Source organism: Serratia sp. D1N4, from assembly GCF_054552755.1.
In genome coordinates this window covers 5,074,220-5,089,823 of sequence record NZ_CM137274.1, presented here as the reverse complement: position 1 = coordinate 5,089,823, position 15,604 = coordinate 5,074,220, and the positions used below count along the sequence as shown (strand labels likewise).

The following is a 15,604-nucleotide window of genomic DNA, read 5'->3' as shown; positions in this document are numbered from 1 at the left end:
AATACTCCTTCCAGATAATGCCGATTAAAGGGTTGGCAGGCATTCAGTGTTCCAGCTTGGCGCTTGCGCCTTACCTGCATAGTACCATTCAGATAACACAGTGATATGTTGGTGCGATCACACTGCATTGCATCAATAAACCTTCTTGACGTCTACCTCTTTAGTTTTACACCGATGTAACAAAAAATCCTATTGTTTATATGGTTATCTACCATTTTAACCGTTGAGTTATAAGCGTTCTTGAGTAAAGAGGAGTTTACATTTCCCCTTGAACAGCGCAAAAGCGCCGCGGGTTACGGTTATGATTTATAACCAAGTGGTAGATGACAAATTTAGCCATTGCGTTAAATTTTATACAGGATTCAAGTCAGTTTGTGCTTCGGTATCCTACAATAGTGAATATGGGCTTCACCCTATCCCCTCTGAGCCGCAAGGTGCTTCATATGCACTTTGCGTATCGATGCCCCGTCGGCCAGAGGTTGTGATAATGCGTGGCCACTTAAAAGGTGCTAGGAGGATGGGAGCCACAGGCTCCGGCAGCATTGGGTAGAGGTAGGGCCGTTGGCCCGGCGGTTGGCCGGGATCGCAACGCCCTTGAGGGGGCAATCATCATGAGTACTGTCGCGCTATTTTGGGCTTTGTGTGTGGTATGTGTGATTAATATGGCTCGTTATTACTCTTCTCTGCGTGCGCTGCTGGTGGTTTTACGCGGCTGCGACCCGCTGCTGTATCAATATGTCGATGGCGGGGGGTTTTTTACTTCGCACGGCCAACCGAGTAAACAGATACGCCTGGTGCGCTATATCTTTGCACAACGCTATTGCGAGCATCACGATCCGGAGTTTATCCGCCGTTGCCAGCGTGTGCGCGGTCAGTTTCTGTTGACGACAGAGCTGTGCGGGTTGGTGCTTCTCAGCCTGTTAGCGATGGCGATTTGGTATTAGATGTTTGATTTGTAGACATAAAGAAAGGCGGCCAAGGCCGCCTTTCTTATTTCATGCACGAGATTAAATCAGCTTCAGAGCCAGCCAGTACAGGCCACCGGAAAGCAGAATCGATACCGGCAGGGTCAGTACCCAAGCCAGCGCGATGTTCTTCACGGTTTTACTCTGTACGCCGCCGCCATCCACGAGCATCGTCCCGGCAACCGCCGAAGAGAGTACCTGGGTGGTGGAAACGGGCATTCCGGTGTAACTGGCCACGCCAATCGACAGTGCGGCAGTCATCTGAGCCGACACACCCTGTGCGTAAGTCATGCCCTTCTTACCGATTTTTTCACCGATAGTAGTGGCAACACGCCGCCAGCCCACCATGGTACCGAGGGACAGCGCCAAGGCTACCGCTACGATAATCCACATCGGTGCATACTCAACGGTTTCCAGCAGGTCTGAACGCAGGTTCTTCAGGAAACGCTGGTCTTCCGCCGAGGTTTCCGGCAGTTTGGCCACTTTACCTGCCGTATCCGTTACGCACATCAGCAGGCGGCGCAGTTGGCTGCGCTGTTCCACCGTCAGTTGATCGTAACTCTGCAGGTTGTTCAGCAGGTCAAGGGAGCGCTCTACGGCGATCATGGCGCGTGAACTGTCGCAGTGGAACTCAGCCGGTTGGTTAGGCGTCTGAGACGCTTCCTCCGGCGTAGGGACCAGCGGAGTCTGGGCGATCACATGGGAAAGGGAATCCCCATGCTGCTGATAGAATTGCTGCAGGTGAGCGACGGCATCACGCGTACGGGTGATGTCATAACCGGTGGCACTCATATTGAGCACGAAACCTGCGGGAGCAACACCGATCAGCACCAGCATGATCAGACCGATACCTTTCTGACCGTCGTTGGCACCGTGTGAGAAACTCACACCGATAGCCGACAGGATCAGGGCAATACGCGTCCAGAACGGCGGCTTACGTTTGCCGTCGACCTTCTCACGCTCTGCCGGAGTCATATGGATGCGCTGACGTTTTTTGGTCTTGCTCCAATAACGGCGCAGCACAAACACCATCAGCCCGGCAATAATCAACCCAATCAGCGGGGAGAAGATTAATGACAGGAAGATGCTGATCATTTTCGGCACATTCAGCGCGTCAACCACCGACGTGCTGGTGACGAGTGCGTTGGTTAACCCTACCCCAATGATGGAGCCAATCAGCGTGTGCGAACTGGACGCCGGTATCCCAAAGTACCAGGTACCGAGATTCCAGATAATTGCCGCCAACAACATGGAGAAGACCATGGCTAACCCGTGTGTTGAACTGACGTTCAACAACAGATCGGTTGGTAACAGGTGGACAATGGCGTAGGCAACACTCAGGCCGCCGAGCATGACGCCAAGGAAATTGAAAACGCCCGCCATCACGACCGCAACTTGCGAGCGCATAGCACGGGTATAAATTACAGTAGCAACCGCATTGGCCGTATCGTGAAAGCCGTTGATGGCTTCATAGAACAATACAAACATCAATGCGAGGATTAACATCAGGCCGGTATGGAAATCCAGGCCAGTGAACAAATGTAGCATAAGCGTTACGCCAGGTTGGTGGACATGAACGCCGCGCATTATCTGTGACAACCGGTGTCGGGGAAAAGGAAAATATGACGTTTTTTTGATTTCAATGTGACAAAAGAAGGTTAGCGGCATGACTAATCGAATAACTATCAGCATATTACCTGCATTTACGCTTACTAACATTTTCTTACGGTAGCGTCGGCCCGCCGATGCCTTTACAATCCTCCGCCGCAGATTTAACGCTGACTGGCAGCGAAACGGCGTAAAATAGCGCGCTTTTACCGCGATTGTGATTTTTTTGCTCAGAGAGGCTCAGGTGGAACAGTTTGATGTCGTAGTGATAGGTGCGGGCGCCGCAGGGATGTTTTGTGCTGCGCAGGCAGGGCTTCTCGGCTGCCGGGTGCTGCTGCTCGACAACGGCAAAAAACCGGGCCGCAAGATCCTGATGTCCGGCGGTGGGCGCTGTAATTTTACCAATCTGTATACTGAACCGGCGGCTTATCTCTCGAACAACCCACATTTTTGCAAATCTGCGCTGGCGCGTTATACCCAGTGGGACTTTATCGATCTGATTAATCGCCACGGCATTGCTTACCACGAAAAAACGCTGGGGCAGTTGTTCTGCGATGATTCGGCGCAACAGGTGGTTGATCTGCTGGTGAAGGAGTGCGAACTCGGTCAGGTGACGATGCGCTTGCGCAGCGAAGTGCTGAGTGTAGAAAAAATCGACGATGGGTTCGAGCTGGCACTGAATGGTGAGAAAGTAAGTGCTCGCTCACTTGTTGTGGCCTGCGGCGGGCTTTCGATGCCGGGCTTGGGGGCATCGCCCTTTGGTTACAAGCTGGCGGAGCAGTTTGGCCTGAAAGTATTGCCCACCCGTGCCGCGTTGGTGCCTTTTACCCTGCATAAACCGTTGTTAGAGCAATCCCAGACGCTTTCCGGCGTTTCGGTGCCTGCGGTGGTGACAGCGGAGAACGGCACCAGTTTCCGTGAAAGCATTCTGTTTACCCATCGCGGTCTTTCTGGCCCAGCGGTTTTGCAGATTTCCAGCTACTGGCAACCCGGTGAGTTTGTGAGCATTAACTTACTTCCCGCGCTAGACCTGATGGGCTTCCTGAATGAGCAACGGCAGGCCCATCCTAATCAGAACCTGAAAAACACCCTGGCGCTGCACTTGCCAAAACGTCTGGTTGAGTTCTTGCAAACGCTGGGGCAACTGCCGGAAGCGACACTGAAACAGCTCACCCTGGCCCAGCAGACCGCGTTGGTTGAGAGCCTGCAAAACTGGCGGGTACAGCCGAACGGCACCGAAGGTTACCGCACCGCAGAAGTGACATTGGGCGGCGTGGATACCAAAGCGCTTTCTTCCAAAACCATGGAGGCGAACAGCGTGCCGGGCCTGTACTTTATCGGCGAAGTGGTGGATGTGACAGGGTGGCTGGGGGGTTACAACTTCCAGTGGGCCTGGAGTTCCGCCTGGGCCTGCGCGCAGGCTGTGGCCGCTGTGCAGGAACAATAAAGTTTGCCCACGGTAACTGGCTTAGTTATTAGCGGGTCAAGAGTATCGGATGCAGGTTGTATGACTGTCCACTTGTACCGGCCCCTATTTTTCATCATCTTGCCGGCGACGGATTGTCACTGGCAGAAAAATTCTATCTGTTGGCCGCCTAAAAAATAGGTACGCCCTGTTTTTTGTCTTCTCTTCGTGAATGCGACAGAGTCGTAAAACATTTATCTGCAATGAAATCCAGAAATTGATTTTCATTCTCAAATAGACTTTTAGGGGCCTGCTGTAGAATTTTTTCTTTACTATCGCTTCTTATAAAAAATAGGGTAGAACCTGAAAAGTAGGATGGAGTGATAAAGTAAATAAAGACCCCTTCATTGAACAGCTCTATATACTTAGTGCCGGAAATTGTCGTTTTTTCAGTCAGCATTGTGTATTTTTTGGGCAATACAGATCTAGCCATACCAAAAATATCGTTTCTAAATTTCAGTTGCAATGCAACCAGGTCCTTATTTTCATCAAATAGTACAAAAGCTATTTCGAGATCTTCAGGGACTATATCCTTACGCACCTCTTTGTCCGAGTTAGGCGTTTCTTGATAAATGTTACCTTTCAGTATGTTATTAAAACCTATTTTTACTGCAGTAGGATGCGCTTTTTTATACGTATCCTCCGTTGTTTGTCCGAATTTTATTGTAATAGTACCTGTCGCAGTCGCACCTACATCATGACAAAGCAGGCAATTTAACAATAAGAACATAAAGAGGCTTAAAAGAAACTTGGCATCCATAATCACATCCTATGAACTATTTTTGTGTATTCAGGGTCATCGCCCGATATCATGCCCACAACAACCACAGATGACATGCACAGCATCAACGAGGTTCTGTATTTAATTTAGCATGAATTTTGCCTCCCGTTTTACGAATCTGAATACGTAATTGAAGCACCATTTACAATGGCCCAGACAGGAGGGGGGCTTGACGCTCTTGATTCAACCAGTCGGACAAATTGATCGACGGTTAATACTTTCACAAGTAGTCACTATTCCATCCTGCTTTCGCACGTTTCGTTTTGATGCTGGTCTTAGTTGTCTTCTTATTTTTCAATAAGTTAAGGCTTGGTCTGTTGAATATCTATATACCTGTGATCGTTGAAGATGCTTGATTTTGTCCACGTTGAGGATCATGCTCTCCACCATGAAGATATTTATTGCCGCCGAACAAAACATCGAACTTGAACGACTGCATGACTCCAGTTGCGACAAGTATATGTATGATCGTATTCAGGGAAATAATTGCTGAACGTGACTTCTGTCCCTCTGCCAATCCCACACGTTGTGTTTTCGCCAGAGGGAAAATATGACACCAATATTTTATCAATTAGCGGGTTGCTGGGTATATGCGGTACATATTCCTGAACGATTGCCGATGCTTTAAAAGTTTATAGCAAGTATGGCAGGTTCAACCTAGGGGGAGTAATAATGTTCTTTTTTAAAGAAAACGCTTGAAGTTCGTGACATATCTTGGCTAAAAACTTTGGTAGCTCTTGCATTACTACTGGAATCCTACTTTTTCTTTATCCGATAATGATATGTTTCTCTGGTTTTGATCTATTTGGCATGACTGGTTTCGATAAATAATTTTTTTATCTTCACTGAGTGCTATCACTCATTTTATTGGTTATTCATCTTTATAAAAAATGATAGTTACAAAAAATATTGCAAGATTTTACCTTTAATTCAATTTGTCATTTTGATAAACGGTGTTTTGAACATTATTCCCTATGTCGACTGTCGTCACTATCGCTTTTTGAACGGTATACGACGCAGTCTGGCAATGTCTTCCCTGATACGGTTACAGGACGTGCTTGATTAACTCAACCCAACCCCGAATCTCGTGACTCTGGCGTTGTTGTTAGCGGAGTTCTGTAGGGTATATGTTTTACTTATCGGTGATAAAAAAATGGTATGGATGTAATTTAAGTAAAAGCTGTAAATTCTTCTATAATCTATTTGGCATAGGTAAAGAGCGAGTCGGTTACGCTCACGCTACCTATGATTAATATCAATTGCGATAGGCTAGAACCATCGTACCTCAAGTTACATATGCGTTAGTTTCCCTGTCGTTCGAATTATTTATGCTAATAGGATTTCTCTGAAGGGTTGGACCCCAGCCGTTTGTCTGTAAACGATATTTCAGTATCAAAACACATTTAATGCTGATAAATCGTGGGCAGTCATTGCGGTAATACTTAATGTATTTTTATGGGTAATCAAATATGCGTATTAACAAACCATTACTGACCATAGTAGGCGGACTATTCTTCTTTTCAGGGATGATTTGTGCACAAGAAATACACCCCAGTGTGACGAAAACCATCAAGATCACCGCGAATATCAGTGACAGTATTTTTGTTTCACGGCCAGACGGTGGTGGGTGGTACGACACGGTAAGTTTGGCTGCCACGGACGGTACGCAGAAGTCTTTCGCGGCCGACATCCCGGTTCAAGTGTGGACCAGCACGCCAGGCGTTAATGTCTCTCTGGTTCACCCTCTTGATCTCACACGCACTGATGCTGCCTACAAAATGGAGCAGGTTAACGTTAAGTTTGGTGATGGGGTAGGTGCAGGCAAAGACCTCAGCGCGTCACAGACGTTTGTGCAGAAGATAAAAGTGGGTAACGGCTACCAAAGCGTCTATCACCTGCAAATCAAAGCTAATTCTCCCACGACCTCTGACCGGGCCACCACGCAAGGCCTTTATACGGGCGATCTGGTTATGCTGTTCGAGATCCCACCTAGCGCTATTTGAGGGAGAGCCCTGGTACTGAATCATCCCCGTCATAATCTACGGTGGCCACTCAGGTGGTCACCGCTATCTGATACGCACAGAGCCTCATCACCTGTATCAGCCACAACGTCATGTCACGGCTGGCACAGTCGTAGCCAATTCCTTTCGCTCGGGCAATACGCCCCCTTGCGCAATTCAGGTGTAAACTCCGCAAGGCTTGAGATGCGCTTAAAATCGCCATCATAGAATGTAAAAATATGAATATCACCATAGCTTCCTGCAGGGAATATTCTTACAAATAAGTGATGCCATTGAAAATAGGTTTTGCTGTATTTCAGTAAGTTCAGAATATAAAACCAAAAACGATTAAAAAAATATACCATTAAAAATCAATAGATCGTATAGGAATGCACATCAGAGCAATCAACTGTGTAAATGCTTTATTTTGAGTTTCAAGATCGAGAATTGTCATATTTACCACATAATCAACATGATTTATTTGCTGGGATCGCTTTGTTTTAACGGTTTTATTCTGGTTTTTTCATACAATTAAACTGTATATTTATCATAATAACCTGTTGATTTTAATTAAATTAATAGCATTGTCGAATGGGTTGTAAGTTGATTTTTCTTTAACAAAAAATTAACGTTCGTGGTGGGGGTTTTTAGTTATTTTACTGTTGCCATAATGAGCTGGTTTTTAACTGTTTTTGCGGTTAAGATTTTTCTGTGATTATAGCGAATCATGACCGATTGTTGAGGTGTTATTTGTCGTTATTAACTCAATGTGAATACTGTTTGATTACGAGTGGTGAATTCGCTGGTTTAGGCATAATAAGTGCGTTTGGCATCATTTTAATAACCATTAAAAAGGGGTAATTATTTACGATAACCGCGATGAAATAATAATTCGTGCAAAAAAAACACAGAAAGTTCTCAACTGATGGATTGGTGAGGCGCGCGGATGATTCCTCTATAAATAGAGTCGGGTTTCTGAGCGATATTAGTCGACAAAACGCTCGGGAACGCGGCCTCTGTATCGAGAGAGATAAGTGGGTCACTACCGTTTAGCCAACTGAGAGAAGCGTTATGTCACTATTTATGAAGGTGTTCACCACGCTGGTGCCGGGTGAGAGAGGGTTTTATCGACAGCTTGCGTGTGGTCGCCGCATATAGAGATGCTTAAAAGTCACGACCGGGAGAAAACTATGGGGAAAACAGCCATCAAATATGAACTTAAAAAACGGCATATGCTAAAGGTGTTACAAGATTTGTGTTCGTTGCACATGACTCCAGGAGAGTTGCAAGCCCTACCACCGCCGGAACTGTGGCCGAAAACGCGGGAGCTGGCAGACCAGTGTGGCGAGAACATCTATGTGGCACGCACGCTGCTCTTGGCGCTGGAGAAAGAGGGCAAGGTTCACTGCACTCATCGCAGCATCAATAACTCATTGCGTTGGTACATTTGCACTGAATAAAAAGTGGCAGCTTGGCTGTTGCATGCAAGATGAAAGGTATAATGAGTCATCCTGTAAAAACTGGAGCCACCATGCGGGGCAGTAATGACATACTGGTATTGGACGATATCCATTATCAAATCGGGGATGCGGTCATTCTGGATTCCGTCTCTTTCACGCTGAAGCCGGGCGAATTCAAGCTGATTGCCGGGCCCTCGGGGTGTGGGAAAAGTACGCTGCTAAAAATTGTCTCTTCTTTAATCAGCCCGACTCGCGGCTGCATTCTGTGTGACGGCCAATCCATCGATGATATTGCGCCAGAAGAGTATCGCAAACAGGTGTCTTACTGTTTCCAGACGCCATCGCTGTTCGGTACCACGGTCTATGACAACCTCGCGCTGCCTTACCAAATCCGTAAGCTGAAGCCGGATGAACAGAAAATGCAGCGAGAACTTGAGCGCCTTGCTTTGCTTGGCAGCATGTTGAAAAAAGGGATTAACGAGTTATCTGGCGGTGAGAAGCAGCGTATTTCCCTGATTCGTAACCTGCAGTTTATGCCCAAGGTATTGCTGTTGGATGAAATCACCAGCGCGTTGGATGAGGACAACAAGCGTAACGTCAATGCGCTGATCCACCAGTTGGTGGCCGAGCAGGGGCTGGCCGTGCTGTGGGTAACGCACGATAAAGATGAAATCAGCCACGCAGACGATGTGATTACCCTGCCGGTAAACCGCGCCAATACTCAGGAGAGCACCGATGAATCAGCCTAGCATTACCAATGAGTCATTGGGGCTTTCGATGATTTTGGTGGTTGTCGCCATTTTGATCAGCCACAGAGAAAAGCTGGCGTTAGAAAAAGAGATTATCTGGAGCATGTGCCGCGCGGTGGTGCAACTGATCATCGTCGGTTATGTGCTGAAGTATATTTTTGATTTAAATAATGAAATCCTGACGGTGCTGATGGTGTTGTTTATCTGCTTCAATGCGGCTTACAACGCGCAAAAGCGCAGCAAATATATCGATCACGCGTTTGCCATCTCGTTGATTGCCATTACCACCGGGGCGGTGCTGACGTTGGTGGTGTTGGTGTTAACCCGCGCTATCACCTTTACGCCGATGCAGGTGATCCCCATCTCCGGCATGATCGCCGGTAACGCCATGGTGGCCGTAGGGCTGTGTTACAACAATCTTGAGCAGCGTTTTAACAGCGAGCAGCAGAAAATCCAGGAAATGCTCAGCCTGGGGGCCTCCCCCAAGTTTGCCTCTGCGGCGCTGATCCGTGACAGCATCCGTGCTTCGCTGATCCCCACCGTGGATTCGGCCAAAACCGTAGGCCTGGTGAGTTTGCCGGGGATGATGTCGGGGCTGATTTTTGCCGGGATCGACCCGGTAAAGGCGATCAAATACCAGATTATGGTGACCTTTATGCTGCTTTCCACCGCCAGCCTGTCGACCATCATTGCCTGCTATCTGGCGTACCGGAAGTTTTACAATTCGCGTAAGCAATTGCTGGTGGAGCGGTTGAAATAAAGGGAGTGCATGGTTCGCGAGTTATTGGTTATGATGGCTGTGGTATCTACGATATTCCAGCCATCAAAACAAAGTAATACTATCTATGTTCAACCCGCACCTTGATGCTTGGTTTTCGGTGGTTAATTATACATTCATCGATAAGTCACACTATATTGCACAGTGACATTGGCATTACCAGGTTTGACATTGTTACTGAGTGCTTTATAGCGGGCAGAGAAATTCAGAGAGTAATTATCCCCTGGTGATGGTGATGTCTCGAAATAGTTTTCCACATTTGGCTGGATTAAGAGGTATATTTTAGAGTTAATATTAACTTGAAATGGGTGATGAGTTTTTTACCAAAACAATGATTGAATAACATATCGTCTTGTTTTTAAACATTAAGCAAATAGTATTCAGAGTAAACTTTATGTTATGGGGTTTATACCCTTCATACTTCAAGTGGCTTGGGTGTTGGCTGCGTCCGTTCGCACCAGTCACATAGTTATCTATGCTCCTGGCGACTCTCGGACTGGCCGCCTACAAGCCACTCGAATTATTTTGGGTATATCCTTATAATAATGAAAGGCAAATGGGGTTTTATAAGTTAAATTAACCTCAGGTAGGAGGGTGAGATAATTCGCTTTTGGGTTGTAAGATATTAAAGCCCCCCGCGATACGCAAGGGGTTGAGTGGTATTACCCTTGCAACAACGCAATACTTTGGCGGATCTCGCGCTCAATATCCTGTTCCGTCCATTTATCCAGCTGCGAAGAGAAGGGTTCGAAAGCATAGAGCCCGCGGTAACCCAAACGCTCCAGATTCTGCACCTGCGTTTTACTCTTCAAGCGATCCTTATCACTCAGCATAATGCGTTGCTCATCGCTCAACGCACTTTTGTTCATTGGATCTTCCACACCGGAAAGATGCACCAGACCAATTTGCTCAACCTGAATCTGCGTATCGAAGTCCGTCTGACTCACCTCGCTCAGGTAGTGATGAAAGGTATCCAGCACCATTTTATAGGGTGCTGCGGAATCGCGGATCAGCGCCTGGGTCAGTAGCGAAGAGCGCAGGGAACTGATGCCGAAACCCAAGGGTTCGACGTAACCCGCAACATCGTATTGCTTGAACAGCGGGGCCAGCAGTTGCAGCGATTCCAGCGTATCTTCGCGCTTTTGCGCCTCGCTGCGGCGATCGCCCGCGTTGCAGTTGGGGCACAGCACCACTGCCTGGCATTGGAGAGCCCGTGCCTGCACCAATAGAGCTTCGGTTCTGGTCAATAGCGCGGCTTTATCTTCCAGCAGGTTGAATTGCCCAAGGGCGTTGATGGTGACGATCTCAATCCCGTACTCGGCCGCTAGCGTATTGAGTTGTGCGTCGCTTAGGTTATCGGTGACGCTGCCGCTCGGCATATCGTTGCGCAGTTCAACCTTGTTGAGCCCGCACCGTTGCACCAGGCGGAAGAAACTTTCCAGACTGAGCTTGGGTGCAATCTTGCGGTTGATGCAAAAACGTTCTAAGGCAATGGTCATCCTGTTTAACTCCTGTATGTAACGGGGATTCGCGCAGCTTGCTGCTGCACTCCGGGCTTCTATTCAATCTTTAAAAGGAATATTTATTTCATATTTATATTATTTTGAAATTTTATTGTTTGATCGGGTTCAAGGAATCAGCAAAGCACTACAGGGTTAACGCGCTTTTAACCTGTCTAATGGCCAAGATTTGCGAGCTTCCGCACTAAAATTAAATTTTCTAAAATAATTTATTTGAAATATATTTTTCATTGAAATAGAGTCCATTGCATCTGGTCAGGATTTCGCCTGTCTGTAGCAGCTGGGACTTAAGAGGGTGGGGAGATGAAAACTGTAGGTAACTTTATTGGCGGGCAGGTTTGCCTGAGCAGCAGTAGCCAGACCGCTGACGTGCATAATCCGGCCACCGGCCAGGTTGAACGCCGCGTAACGCAAAGCACCGCCGCCGAGGTGAAACAGGCGATTGATGTCGCTCATCAGGCGTTCAGCGATTGGTCGCGCACCACGCCGCTGCGCCGGGCGCGCATTATGTTCAATTTCAAAACCTTGCTGGAGCAAAATCGTGAAGAGTTGGCGCAGCTGATCGTCAGCGAGCACGGCAAGGTCTATTCTGATGCGCAGGGTGAACTGACGCGCGGGATCGAGGTGGTGGAGTTTGCCTGCGGTATTCCGCATCTGATCAAAGGGGAATATTCAGCGGATGTGGGGAGCGGCGTCGACAGTTTCTCACTGATGCAGCCGCTGGGCGTGGTGGCAGGGATCACCCCGTTCAACTTCCCGGCGATGGTGCCGATGTGGATGTTCCCGATCGCGCTGGTCTGCGGCAACACCTTTATACTGAAACCGCCTGCGCTGGTGCCTTCCGCCTCGGTGCGCCTGGCGCAACTGCTGCAAGAGGCCGGGCTGCCGGACGGTGTATTCAACGTGGTGCACTGCGCTAACGAAGAAGCTTCGCAACTGTGTACCGATCCGCGTATTCAGGCGGTGAGTTTTGTCGGGTCGTCCACCGTTGCCGAGCATATTTACACCACCGCCAGCGCCCACGGTAAACGCGTGCAGGCGTTTGGCGCGGCGAAGAATCAGGCCATCGTGATGCCGGATGCCGATCTGGATGCGACGGTGAATGCCCTAATGGGCGGCGCATTCGGCTCTGCCGGTGAACGCTGTATGGCCTTACCGGTGGCCGTGGTGGTCGGCGATAGCACCGCCGATAAGCTGATCGCTAAGCTCAAACCGCTGATTGCCCAGTTGCGCGTTGGCCCTGGCATGCAGCAGGGTGGGGAAGAAAATGAAATGGGGCCGCTGGTTTCATCGGCTCACCAGAAAAAAGTGCTGGGCTATATCGATCTCGGTGTGCAAGAGGGGGCCACGCTGGTGGCGGATGGCCGCAATTATCAGGTGCCAGGCCATCCGCAAGGGTATTACGTCGGCGGTACGTTGTTTGATCACGTCACGCCGAACATGCGCATCTACCGTGAAGAGATCTTCGGGCCGGTGCTGGGCATTGTGCGCGTACCGGATTATCAGACCGCTATCGCTACGGTAAACAGCCATGAATTCGGCAACGGCAGCGCGATTTTTACCAGCAACGGCCACTATGCCCGCCAGTTTGTGCAGGAAGTGCAGGCCGGGATGGTGGGGGTCAATGTGCCGGTACCGGTGCCGATGGCGTTTCATAGCTTTGGCGGCTGGAAGCGCTCGGTATTCGGCGCGCTTAACGTACACGGCACCGATGGCGTGCGATTCTATACCCGCATGAAAACCGCCACCGCCCGTTGGCCAACCGGCCAGCAGACGCTGTCTGAATACAGTATGCCTACGTTGGGGTAACCGAGAAGAGACCAGGAGAATCGCTATGTCTTCATTACTCGCTAAATGCCAACCGCCGGATGCTCAGGGGCGCATTCAAGCGGTGACGCCAGAGAACGCAGGCTGGCGTTACGTCGGGTTTGAGGTTTATCGTTTGCAGGCCGGGCAGTCGCTGCAACTGGCAAGTGCGGATAAAGAACTGTGCCTGGTGCTGGTGGCGGGCATTGCCTCGGTGGCGACCCTGCGCGCGGAATATCCGCACATCGGCAAGCGCATGAGCCCGTTTGAACGCACCCCGCCTTATGCGGTGTATGTTCCGCATCAGGATCGCGTAGAAATCCGCGCTGAAAGCGACTTGGAACTGGCCGTTTGCAGCGCACCGGGCAACGGGCATTTACCTTCGCGCCTGATCACCCCGGCAGACGTCGGCGTCGAGCGGCGTGGCAAGGGCCGCAATCAGCGGTTGGTGCATAATATCCTGCCGGACAGTGCTCCTGCCGACAGCCTGCTGGTGGTCGAAGTCTATACCGACGAAGGCAATACCAGCTCCTACCCGAGCCATAAACACGATCGGGAAGATTCACCGGACGAAACCTATCTGGAAGAAACCTATTATCACCGCCTTAACCCCGAGCAGGGCTTCTGCCTACAGCGGGTGTATACCGACGACCGCTCGCTGGATGAATGCATGCCGGTGTATAACCGTGATGTGGTGAAAGTACCGCGCGGTTATCACCCGGTGGCGACGTTGGCGGGCTATGACAGCTACTATCTCAACGTGATGGCCGGGCCGGTGCGCCAGTGGAAATTTACCTGGGAGAAGGATCACGCCTGGATTAATAGCGAGAGTTATTCGTTGTAGGAATAGACCACAAAACCGTGGCTTTATCGGCTGCCATCCGATGCTGGCAGCCTTTATCGTTTTAAGGCCGAGAAAACGAAGCTCCAAGGCTATTATTCTGGCAGTTTGCCTTCTTGCTTAAGGAAGTCGGTCAAAAAGTATTGCGCATCTCCTTCATCAGAAAGCGACTTACTGTAGGAAATAGGGTGAATGGCATTTTCCCCAGGCAGGTATAATTCACCCGAGTTACCGTTGCTAATCACCAGAGCCACAAATTTTTTGCCGTTCACACTGACGCTATAGTCAGTACGATCGCCTTTGCTCTCCACATCCATCAGTTGGATTTTCTTATCCCACTCATGGTCGGCATTGGTGACCTGCACTAACGCTTTCTGTTCTGAGCGTTGGCCATAGCGTAGCGTCCACACCTGAATACCCTGGCTGCCCTCCCATGCCTTCACCCGTTCTGCCACTTCTGGGCGAGCAGGCTCAGCAGAAAAACCAGTGGCCGACATCACACATAACAGAGTAAGAAGGATACATTTTTTTAACATCACATCGTCCCATTTACGGATTGAAAAAGAAGATTCTGGCGCTGTACGACCTGCTATTCCTACAGATCTTTAGCGTTATTCAGCGCCAGCGACACTGCCAGCGTCTGTGCCAGGCACATCGAGGCCACCTGCGAGCGGAACCCATCGACCTGCGCTTCGCGCACCACAAAGCAGACATCGCTGAAGGCGGCCAGCGGGCTGACCTGGCTGTCGGTAATGGCGATTTGCAGCGCACCCTGTTTGGCTCCCAACTCCACCAGTTCAATCGCTTCTTTGGCGTATGGCGAGTAGCTGATGGCGATCACCACGTCTTTGGGTTTCACCATGCTGAGCTGTTCGGTAAACATCCCACCTAATCCGTCGATCAAGAATGCGCGTCTTTCCAGGTGGCGCAGGGCATAGGTGAGGTAAGACGCCACGCTGAACGAGCGGCGCAGGCCAATCACATAGATATTTTCCGCGTTATTCAACAGTTCTACCGCCCGATCCAACTGCTCGGCGCTGGTTTGCATCGCGAGCTGTTGCAGCGCCTGCGAATTAACCATGGTGAAGACGTTGAGGATTTCGGCGGGCTTTTCTGGCGCGACGCTGTCATCGGAAGAGGTTTGGCGGAACAAACGTGCGCGTTCGGTATAGTTAACCGTTTCTTCCATTAGGTGCTGGCGAAAAACCTGTTTCATTTCGTTAAAGCCGTTAAAACCAAAGGCGCTGGCGAAACGAATCAGGGTAGACGGCGGGACACTGGCCTGTGCGGCGATGGAAGCAACGGTATCGAAAGCAATGCTATTACTGTTATCCAGAATATAGCGCGCCACCTGTTTTAAACGCTTGCTGAGCGTTTCATAACGGCGGCGGATCTCATCTTGTAACAGCGAAAGTTGAGTTGGGTTATTCATCCATTCGGCTCGCAGTAGGGGGAGGAAGCGTATCGGTGTATACGCCTGAATTATCGGCAGGCCATTCTAACAGATGGAGCGGAAATTTCATTTCATCAAAAAGCGATTTATTCCATCGCAAGCTGCGTTGCCTCACAGAAAATCGGCAAAAAAACCCCTTAAAGCGGCGAAAAGCACCTTAAGGGGAAATGAGATAATG

At 49.4% G+C, this 15,604-nt stretch carries 13 protein-coding genes; 8 read left to right on the top strand and 5 right to left on the bottom strand.

Annotation, left to right across the window (positions count from 1 at the left end):
- The first annotated feature begins 608 nt into the window (after positions 1-608).
- Positions 609-944, top strand: coding sequence for a universal stress protein UspB (uspB, locus tag ACX1CU_RS22890; RefSeq protein ID WP_459402892.1), 336 nt, complete (start codon positions 609-611; stop codon positions 942-944).
- A 63-nt stretch (positions 945-1,007) separates the two neighbouring features.
- Here the strand turns inward: uspB and pitA are convergent, their stop codons facing one another.
- The gene (pitA, locus tag ACX1CU_RS22885) at positions 1,008-2,513 is read right to left on the bottom strand and encodes an inorganic phosphate transporter PitA (protein WP_459400468.1); all 1,506 of its coding nucleotides are present in this window, start codon (positions 2,511-2,513) and stop codon (positions 1,008-1,010) included.
- 304 nt (positions 2,514-2,817) lie between these two features.
- Here pitA and ACX1CU_RS22880 point away from each other — a divergent pair, with 304 nt between their 5' ends.
- Positions 2,818-4,020: a BaiN/RdsA family NAD(P)/FAD-dependent oxidoreductase gene (locus ACX1CU_RS22880; RefSeq protein WP_459400467.1), complete on the top strand. Its 1,203-nt coding sequence runs from the start codon at positions 2,818-2,820 to the stop codon at positions 4,018-4,020.
- Between the two features lie 148 nt (positions 4,021-4,168).
- On the opposite strand, the gene ACX1CU_RS22875 is transcribed toward ACX1CU_RS22880, so the two are convergent.
- On the bottom strand, positions 4,169-4,798 hold the full coding sequence (locus ACX1CU_RS22875) for a hypothetical protein (protein ID WP_459400466.1): 630 nt from the start codon (positions 4,796-4,798) through the stop codon (positions 4,169-4,171).
- A gap of 1,577 nt (positions 4,799-6,375) precedes the next feature.
- Here ACX1CU_RS22875 and ACX1CU_RS22870 point away from each other — a divergent pair.
- The 4 genes from ACX1CU_RS22870 (at position 6,376) to fetB (ending at position 9,788) form a co-directional block, all read left to right on the top strand.
- Positions 6,376-6,822 carry a CS1 type fimbrial major subunit gene (locus tag ACX1CU_RS22870; RefSeq protein WP_459400465.1) on the top strand — a complete coding sequence of 149 codons (447 nt, stop codon included), beginning with the start codon at positions 6,376-6,378 and terminating at the stop codon, positions 6,820-6,822.
- Between the two features lie 1,187 nt (positions 6,823-8,009).
- Positions 8,010-8,279 carry a FaeA/PapI family transcriptional regulator gene (locus tag ACX1CU_RS22865; RefSeq protein WP_459400464.1) on the top strand — a complete coding sequence of 90 codons (270 nt, stop codon included), beginning with the start codon at positions 8,010-8,012 and terminating at the stop codon, positions 8,277-8,279.
- A gap of 71 nt (positions 8,280-8,350) precedes the next feature.
- Positions 8,351-9,028, top strand: coding sequence for an iron efflux ABC transporter ATP-binding subunit FetA (fetA, locus tag ACX1CU_RS22860; RefSeq protein ID WP_459400463.1), 678 nt, complete (start codon positions 8,351-8,353; stop codon positions 9,026-9,028).
- Positions 9,015-9,788 (top strand): iron efflux ABC transporter permease subunit FetB, encoded by a 774-nt coding sequence (gene fetB, locus ACX1CU_RS22855; RefSeq protein ID WP_459400462.1) that lies wholly within the window; start codon positions 9,015-9,017, stop codon positions 9,786-9,788. Before fetA ends, fetB begins: the two co-directional genes overlap by 14 nt.
- 680 nt (positions 9,789-10,468) lie before the next feature.
- Here fetB and ACX1CU_RS22850 read toward each other — a convergent pair.
- Entirely contained in the window at positions 10,469-11,305 is an 837-nt protein-coding gene (locus ACX1CU_RS22850; RefSeq protein ID WP_459400461.1) for a TIM barrel protein, read from the bottom strand.
- Between the two features lie 324 nt (positions 11,306-11,629).
- Between ACX1CU_RS22850 and ACX1CU_RS22845 the strand changes: the two genes are divergently transcribed.
- Together ACX1CU_RS22845 and iolB are read left to right on the top strand one after the other, a co-directional pair.
- Positions 11,630-13,135, top strand: coding sequence for a CoA-acylating methylmalonate-semialdehyde dehydrogenase (locus ACX1CU_RS22845; protein ID WP_459400460.1), 1,506 nt, complete (start codon positions 11,630-11,632; stop codon positions 13,133-13,135).
- A 25-nt stretch (positions 13,136-13,160) separates the two neighbouring features.
- Entirely contained in the window at positions 13,161-13,976 is an 816-nt protein-coding gene (iolB, locus tag ACX1CU_RS22840) for a 5-deoxy-glucuronate isomerase (RefSeq protein WP_459400459.1), read from the top strand.
- Between the two features lie 92 nt (positions 13,977-14,068).
- Here iolB and ACX1CU_RS22835 read toward each other — a convergent pair whose 3' ends face one another.
- Positions 14,069-14,509: a hypothetical protein gene (locus tag ACX1CU_RS22835; protein ID WP_459400458.1), complete on the bottom strand. Its 441-nt coding sequence runs from the start codon at positions 14,507-14,509 to the stop codon at positions 14,069-14,071.
- Between the two features lie 59 nt (positions 14,510-14,568).
- Positions 14,569-15,405, bottom strand: coding sequence for a MurR/RpiR family transcriptional regulator (locus ACX1CU_RS22830; protein ID WP_459400457.1), 837 nt, complete (start codon positions 15,403-15,405; stop codon positions 14,569-14,571).
- Positions 15,406-15,604 lie beyond the last annotated feature (199 nt).